At 73.8% G+C, this 7,162-nt stretch carries 10 protein-coding genes; 5 read left to right on the forward strand and 5 right to left on the reverse strand.

Translation table 11 applies throughout. The features are described from left to right. Positions 1-7 precede the first annotated feature (7 nt). From ABD086_RS02820 to ABD086_RS25280, 4 genes are all read left to right on the forward strand, one after another. Positions 8-1,645, forward strand: a complete 1,638-nt coding sequence (locus ABD086_RS02820; protein WP_343905447.1) for an acetolactate synthase — start codon at positions 8-10, stop codon at positions 1,643-1,645. Beyond that, the gene (locus tag ABD086_RS02825; protein WP_343905448.1) at positions 1,638-2,126 is read left to right on the forward strand and encodes a GNAT family N-acetyltransferase; all 489 of its coding nucleotides are present in this window, start codon (positions 1,638-1,640) and stop codon (positions 2,124-2,126) included. The genes ABD086_RS02820 and ABD086_RS02825 overlap by 8 nt, the downstream gene beginning before the upstream one ends. 1 nt (position 2,127) lies before the next feature. Continuing rightward, complete coding sequence (locus tag ABD086_RS02830) at positions 2,128-2,499, forward strand: thioesterase family protein (RefSeq protein WP_343905450.1); 372 nt, start codon at positions 2,128-2,130, stop codon at positions 2,497-2,499. A gap of 179 nt (positions 2,500-2,678) precedes the next feature. Further along, positions 2,679-2,753 carry a 50S ribosomal protein bL37 gene (locus ABD086_RS25280; RefSeq protein ID WP_369759046.1) on the forward strand — a complete coding sequence of 25 codons (75 nt, stop codon included), beginning with the start codon at positions 2,679-2,681 and terminating at the stop codon, positions 2,751-2,753. 88 nt (positions 2,754-2,841) lie between these two features. Here ABD086_RS25280 and rsrA read toward each other — a convergent pair whose 3' ends face one another. The 5 genes from rsrA to ABD086_RS02855 form a co-directional block, all read right to left on the reverse strand. After that, the gene (rsrA, locus tag ABD086_RS02835; protein ID WP_343905452.1) at positions 2,842-3,117 is read right to left on the reverse strand and encodes a mycothiol system anti-sigma-R factor; all 276 of its coding nucleotides are present in this window, start codon (positions 3,115-3,117) and stop codon (positions 2,842-2,844) included. Then, a complete protein-coding gene (locus ABD086_RS02840) occupies positions 3,114-3,749 on the reverse strand; it encodes a sigma-70 family RNA polymerase sigma factor (RefSeq protein ID WP_343905454.1) in 636 nt (211 codons plus the stop codon). Before ABD086_RS02840 ends, rsrA begins: the two co-directional genes overlap by 4 nt. 62 nt (positions 3,750-3,811) lie before the next feature. After that, positions 3,812-4,456 (reverse strand): alpha/beta hydrolase family protein, encoded by a 645-nt coding sequence (locus ABD086_RS02845; RefSeq protein WP_343905456.1) that lies wholly within the window; start codon positions 4,454-4,456, stop codon positions 3,812-3,814. Next, entirely contained in the window at positions 4,453-5,199 is a 747-nt protein-coding gene (locus tag ABD086_RS02850; protein ID WP_343905458.1) for an SOS response-associated peptidase, read from the reverse strand. Before ABD086_RS02850 ends, ABD086_RS02845 begins: the two co-directional genes overlap by 4 nt. A gap of 34 nt (positions 5,200-5,233) precedes the next feature. Next, positions 5,234-5,839 carry a hypothetical protein gene (locus ABD086_RS02855; protein WP_343905460.1) on the reverse strand — a complete coding sequence of 202 codons (606 nt, stop codon included), beginning with the start codon at positions 5,837-5,839 and terminating at the stop codon, positions 5,234-5,236. A 221-nt stretch (positions 5,840-6,060) separates the two neighbouring features. Between ABD086_RS02855 and ABD086_RS02860 the strand changes: the two genes are divergently transcribed. Next, a partial coding sequence (locus tag ABD086_RS02860) for a sigma-70 family RNA polymerase sigma factor (protein ID WP_343905462.1) occupies positions 6,061-7,162 on the forward strand: 1,102 nt, incomplete at its 3' end.

Genomic DNA, 7,162 nt, shown 5'->3' on the forward strand with positions numbered 1-7,162 from the left:
TCTGCGCATGTCCACGGAACTGACCGGCCACGCGGGCGAGCTCGCGGTGGCCGTGGCCCAGGCGCACGGCGTCGAGACCATGTTCACGCTGTCCGGCGCGCACGTCTTCCCGCTGTACGACGGCGCGGTGAAGTCCGCGACCCCGCTGCGGCTCCTCGACGTGCGGCACGAGCAGACCGCGGCGTTCGCGGCAGAGGCGACCGGCAAGCTGACCCGGGTCCCGGGCCTGGCCGTGCTGACCGCCGGTCCCGGCGTGACGAACGGGCTCAGCGCGGTCGCGCAGGCCCAGTTCGCGGGCTCGCCGATGGTCGTCGTGGGCGGCCGCGCGCCGCAGAGCCGCTGGGGCACCGGAGCCCTGCAGGAGCTCGACCAGCCGCCGATCTTCGCGCCGGTCTCGAAGCTCGCCCGCACCATCCCGACCGCGGGCGACGTGGTCTCCGGCATGCACCAGGCGTTCCTGACCGCCGCGTCCCCGCACCGCGGCCCGGTGTTCGTCGACGTCCCGATGGACGAGCTGTTCAACAGCGCCACCGACGAGCGGCCCGACGTCGCGGCGCCGCGCGGCGCCGACCCGGACCCGGAGGCGCTCACCGAGGTCGCCGAGCTGCTCGCGGGGGCCAGCCGGCCGGTGCTGATCATCGGCACCGACGTCTGGGCCGACCGCGCCGAGGAGGCCGCGCTGCGGTTCGTCGAGAGCGCCGGAGTCCCGGCGATCACCAACGGGATGGGCCGCGGGATCGTCCCCGGCGGCCACCCGCTGCTGGTCACCAAGGCGCGCAGCCAGGCCCTCAAGGGCGCCGACCTGGTGGTCGTCGTCGGCACCCCGCTGGACTTCCGGCTCGGGTACGGCGTGTTCGGCGACGCCCAGGTCGTGCACGTCGCCGACTCGCCCAGCCAGCTGTCCGAGCACGCCGCGCTGGCAGCGTCGGTCTCGGGCGACCTCAGCGCGGTCTTCGACGGCTTGCTGGCCGAGCTCGAGCAGGTCGTCCGCCGGCCCGACTGGTCCGCGTGGGTCGCCGACCTCCGCGCCGGCGTCGCCGCGGCCGTCGAGCGGGACGCCGCGCTGCTCGGCGCGGAGGCCGACCCGATCCACCCGGCGCGCATCTACGGCGAGCTGGTCCCCCGGCTCGCCGAGGACGCGGTCGTGATCGGCGACGGTGGCGACTTCGTCAGCTTCGCCGGCAAGTTCGTCGAGCCGCGGCGGCCCGGCGGCTGGCTGGACCCGGGACCGTACGGCTGCCTCGGCGCCGGACTCGGCGCGGCCATCGCCGCCCGGATCGCGCGCCCGTCGTCCCAGGTCGTGCTGCTGCTCGGTGACGGCGCCGCCGGCTTCTCGCTGATGGACGTCGACACCCTGGTCCGCCACGACCTGCCGGTCGTGATGGTGATGGGCAACAACTCCGCCTGGGGCCTGGAGAAGGGCCCGATGCAGATGCTCTACGGGTACGACGTGATCGCCGACCTCGCGCCGCGCACGGCGTACGACGAGGTGGTCCGCGCCCTCGGCGGCGCCGGTGAGACCGTCACCGACCCGCGCCAGGTCGGGCCGGCGATCGACCGGGCCTTCGCCTCCGGCGTGCCGTACCTGGTCAACGTGATCACCGACGTGGCCGCGACGTACCCGCGGAACAGCTTCGGTGTCTGAGCTGGCGGTCCGCCGGGCCACGCCTGCGGACCTGGACGCGGCCGGCGAGGTGACGGTGGCGGCGTACGCCGAGTTCACCGAGGGCCCCGACGACCACTACGTGGCGCTGCTGCGCGACGCAGCGCGGCGGGACCGCGAGGCCGAGCTCTGGGTCGCCGAGCGGTCCGGCGAGGTCGTCGGGACGGTCACGATCGCGCTGCCCGGGTCGCCGTGGCGGGAGATCGGCGCGGACGACGAGGGCGAGTTCCGGATGCTCGCGGTCTCCCCCGCCGCCCGCAGGCAGGGCGTGGGCGAGGCGCTGACCGGGCTGGTGATGGACCGGTTCCGGTCGCTGGGCTTCCGGGCCGTGGTGCTGTCCAGCCTCGCGCAGATGACCTCCGCGCACCGCGTCTACGAGCGGCACGGCTTCCGTCGCGCGCCCGAGCGGGACTGGGCGCCGGTGCCGGGCGTGGACCTGGTCGCGTTCGTGGCGGAGCTCTGACGTGGAGGCGACGCTGCGGTTCACGGTCACCGACGCCGACACGGCGGCCGCGGTGGGGTCCGGCTCGTTGCCGGTCCTCGGCACCCCGCGCCTGCTCGCCTGGTGCGAGGCCGCGACCTGCGCGGCCCTGGAGCCGACCCTGCCGGCCGGGTCGACGAGCGTCGGCACCCGCGTCGAGCTCGAGCACCTCGCCGCCAGCGGGGTCGGCCAGGAGGTCGAGGTGACCGCCTCGGCGTCGTACGTCGACGGCCGCCTGCACCGCTTCACCGTCGCCGCCCGGAACGTGGGTAGGACGCGCGGCGGCAGGCTGATTGGCACCGGGGAGATCACCCGCGTGGTCGTCGACGCCGAGCGGTTCCTGTCGCGGCTCTGAGAGGGGGCGCCGGCGGACCCGTTCGGCGCAATTGCTCGATGAGACTGGGCTACCCGCGGGTAGAGGCAGTCTGGTCGTTCAATTGCGCTGCGTGGACCCGATTTCGCGCTCGCGCGCGCATTTGAGAGACTGGGCGTTGGCCCCTGAACGGGCCGACCACGTCCGATCAGGAGGAAATCATGGGCAAGACCGGCCGCAAGCGCCGCGCTCGCAAGAAGAAGGGCGCGAACCACGGCAAGCGCCCCAACGCCTGAGCGCGAGAAGCCAGAAACAGCGAACCCCCGGAGCCGTCGGCCCGGGGGTTCACTGCTCTCAAGGAGCCTCGAGAAGTCTGGAGCAGCCTCAGGGGATCTCGCGGATCTCCACCTGCACCTGGCGGATCCGGAGCAGCACCCGCTCGCGCAGCTCGTCGGGGGCGGCCTCCGAGCAGGAGCGCGCCACCATCGCCTTCACGGTGCGCTGGAGGTCGTACTTCTCCAGGCAGGGGTTGCACTGGTCGAGGTGCACGCGGACGGCCGAGCAGTCGCCCTCGTCGAGCTCGTTGTCCAGGAAGTAGACGATCTGCTCGAGGAAGTCGGCACACTCGGCGAGCGAGGGGTCGCGGTGGTCGTGGGTCACGACGCACCTCCGTCCCGGCCGACGGTGAGCAGGTCGTTGTCGCGGACGTAGTCCGAGAGCATGTCGCGCAGCTGACGGCGGCCGCGGTGCAGCCGCGACATCACCGTGCCGATCGGGGTGTCCATGATCTCCGCGATCTCCTTGTAGGCGAAGCCCTCGACGTCGGCGAGGTACACCGCGAGGCGGAACTCCTCCGGGAGCCGCTGGAGAGCGTCCTTGACCTGCGAGTCGGGCAGGTGCTCCAGCGCCTCCATCTCGGCCGACCGGAGGCCGCTCGAGGAGTGCGACTCCGCGCGGTGCAGCTGCCAGTCCTCGACGTCCTCGGACATCGACTGCTGCGGCTGGCGCTGCTTCTTGCGGTAGTTGTTGATGAAGGTGTTGGTCAGGATGCGGTACAGCCAGGCCTTGAGGTTGGTGCCCGGCCGGAACTGGTGGAAGGAGGAGTACGCCTTCGCGAACGTCTCCTGCACCAGGTCTTCCGCGTCCGCGGGGTTGCGCGTCATCCGCATCGCGGCGGAGTAGAGCTGATCGAGGAACGGGAGCGCGTCGCGCTCGAAGCGCGCCGAACGCTCCGTCTCGGTCTCGGTGTCGAGGTCGACGACCTCGGGGGTGGCATCAGTCGGGTCTGTCATCGCCTCCCAGAGTAGCCCGGGAGCGGGACGTTCGAGCATCGCCAGCATGGGGGGGCAACGCCTCAGGCGGGTCGCTCATTCCCCGAGACCTCGCGGAGCACCCACTCGAGGGTGGACTCGACGATGATCTCCAGCGCCTCGTCCTGCGACACGGGCCCGCTCTTCGGGACCCGGAAGGAGTGGTCGCCCCCGGGTACGACGGCGAGGTCGATCCCGGACGGGAACTCGTCGGGTCGGCCCATGGTGTCCCGCTCGCCCTGGATCACCAGCGTCGGGACGCCGGCGCGCTCGAGCTCGGACGCCCGCGACTTCTCGGGCCGGCCCGGCGGGTGCAGCGGGAACGCCAGCGCGAGGCACCCGCTCGCCCCCAGCCGCCGGGCGCACCGGGCCGCGGACCGCGCCCCGGCGCTCCGGCCGCCGACCACGAGCGGCGTCCGGGTGCGCAGCTGGTTGGCCGCGGCGGTCAGCCCGTCGTCGAGGGTCGGCGGCGCCGTGGCGACCTTGCGGCCGGCCACCCGCCACGGCTGCTCCAGGCGGACCACGGTGATCCCGTTGCGGGGCAGGTGCTTGGCCAGCGCCTCGAGGTCCGGGGTGTCGATGCCGACGCCCGCGCCGTGGCTGAGCAGCAGCGTGGCGAACGGCGACCGCGACCGGTCGGTGACCAGGCGGGCCTCGCCGTGCGGGGTGTCGATGCGGCGCTCGCTCACTCGGGCACCTCCTCGAGCGGCAGCGGCTCGAGCAGCTCGGGGCCGTTGTTCCGCACGTTGCTGACCAGCGTGGACACCGGGTAGGCCTCCAGGGCGCCGGGAGCGGCGGGCACGAGCAGCCCGGTGTCACCGCCGGTGCGCGGGTCCAGCCAGGCGGACCACCGGTCCCGCTCCACCATGAGCGGCATCCGGTCGTGGATGTGGCCGACCGCGTCCTCGGCCTGGGTGGTGATCACCGTGCAGGTCCAGCGGAACCGGTCCGGGTCGTCCTCGTCCTTCGTCGGGTCGCGCCAGATCTCGTAGAGGCCGGCCATGGCGAGCACCCCGTGGTCCTTGGGCCGGATGAAGAACGGCTGCTTGCGGGGCTTCCCCGCCTTGGTCTGCTCCGTGGTCGGGTACCACTCGAAGTAGCCGTCGGCCGGCAGCAGGCAGCGGCGCACCGCGAAGGCCCGCTTGTACGCCGGCTTCTCGGCGACCGTCTCCATGCGCGCGTTGATCATCCGGTTGCCGATCGACGGGTCCTTCGCCCACGAGGGCACCAGGCCCCAGGTCAGCACGCGCAGCTGACGCTCGGGCGGCTCCTCGGACTCCTTCGACGGCGGTCGCTCGACCACCGCGTAGACCTCCTTGGTCGGCGCGACGTTGTAGTCGGCCTCGAGCGGCGCGGGGATGCGCACGTCGGCGATGTCGAACTCCTCGACGAGGTCCTCGGGACGCCGGCTGGAGGCGTAACGTCCGCACATGCCCCGACCCTAGCGGGGCTCGACGACGGCGGCCTCAGACGCGGGTGAGCTCGTCCAGCAGCAGGCCGGCCGCCTCGTCCGCGGACGGCAGGCCTTCGATCCAGACCCGGATGCGCGGGAGGCTGCCGCCGTCCAGCAGTCGCCGGAGCAGGCCGATGCGCCGCCCGATCCGGTCGTCGCGGTCGGCGAGCACGACGATCCGGCCCGGGCCGACGTGGCCGATGGTCTCGGCGCCCGGGAAGACGGTGCGCACGGTGTCGCCCAGCTGCGCGTCGTGCAGGGCGCGGGTGAGCACGTCGTCCGGCCACGGCGGGGCGGCCACCACGACGAGAGCGTGGGCCTGCTGCTCGCCGGCGCGGTAGACCTCCGAGATCCGGCTGCGCAGGTGGTGCCGCGTCGACAGCCCGGTCAGCGGGTCGTCGCACGACAGGTCGTTGAGGTAACCGAGCATCGTGTCGCTCCAGGCCGTGGCCAGCGCGCGGGACTCGGCGAAGCCCGGCTCGGTCCCGAGGACCTGCCGGGTCGTGTCGGCGAGCGCGTCGAGGGACTCGGCGAGCGTCCGACCGTCGCGAGCGAGGTCTCCCCCAAGGACCTCGCACGCGACGACCGTGCCCGACCCCGAAGCAAGAGCCTCCCCCACTGCCTCGAAGCCTGGCGGCAAGGCCGCTCGCTGCTCCGAGGACAGGTCCCGCTCCGCTTCGGGGTCGTCCGTGGCCACACGCCGCCAGTGCGTCGTGAACATTCCCACGGTCGGCTCCCCCTCGCTTGGTCTGCCGCGGATGAAACGGGGTGGCCTACGAACCATGACGCGAAACCCGACGAAATTCCGTGATCTTTTCGCGAGTCGCGCGTTGGAACGTCGTGGCCAGTCACCTCGCGACCGTCGACGGCCCGCCGAGCGACGGCGAGCTGATCAGCCTCGTGCGCGCCGGTGACACCGACGCGTACGGCGAGCTGTTCGCGCGCCACGTGGACGCCGCCCGCCGGCTGGCCCGCCAGCTGGTGTCCGCCGGCGACGTCGACGACCTGGTGTCCGAGGCGTTCGCGAAGGTCCTCGTCGTCCTCCAGCGAGGGGGCGGCCCGGACCTGGCGTTCCGCGCCTACCTGCTCACCGCGGTGCGCCGGCTGCACGTCGATCGCATCCGCGCCGGCGCCCGCCTGCACACCACCGCCGACCTGACGCCGTTCGATCCCGGCGTGCCGTTCCGCGACACCGCCGTCGAGGGCTTCGAGAGCGCCACCGCGGCCCGGGCCTTCGCGGCCCTGCCGGAGCGCTGGCAGCTCGTGCTGTGGCACACCGAGGTCGAGGGCCAGAAGCCGGCCGAGGTCGCGACCCTGCTCGGGATGTCGCCCAACTCCGTGTCCGCGCTGGCCTACCGGGCGCGCGAGGGCCTGCGCCAGGCCTACCTGTCCCTGCACGCCCAGGACGTGGACGAGGACGCCTGCGCCCGCACCCGCGCGAACCTCGGCGCCTACGTCCGCGGCGGCCTGTCCCGCCGCGACTCCGCGCGCGTGGAGCAGCACCTCGAGGAGTGCCGCCGGTGCGCGGCGATCTACCTCGAGCTGACCGAGGTGAACTCGAACCTCGGGGCCCTGCTGGCCCCGCTCCTCCTCGGCGCCGCGGCCGCGGCGTACGTGGGCACGACGAGCGCGGCCGGTGGGGCCGCGGCGGTCGGCGGGGTCGTCGCGCTCCTCGACCGCGCCAAGGACGCCGTGCTCGCCCACGGCCCGACCGCGGCGGTCGCCGGCGCAGCGGCCTCGGTCGTCGCGGCCGGGCTGTTGATCACGCTGCACCAGGGCGCGGTCGACGCGCCGACCGCCGGGGACGCGCCGGCGGTGCGGTCGGCGCCGTCCGCCGGGACGACCGCTCCCTCGTCGCCCGCGGCGCGGCCGGACCGTGCCGAACGACGCAGCGCGGCGGGCCCGCCCGCCGCCGTGCGCACCACCGCGGCACCGACCTCGG

It is taken from the genome of Nocardioides aquiterrae, assembly GCF_039526625.1.
Classification (GTDB): Bacteria; Actinomycetota; Actinomycetes; order Propionibacteriales; family Nocardioidaceae; genus Nocardioides; species Nocardioides aquiterrae.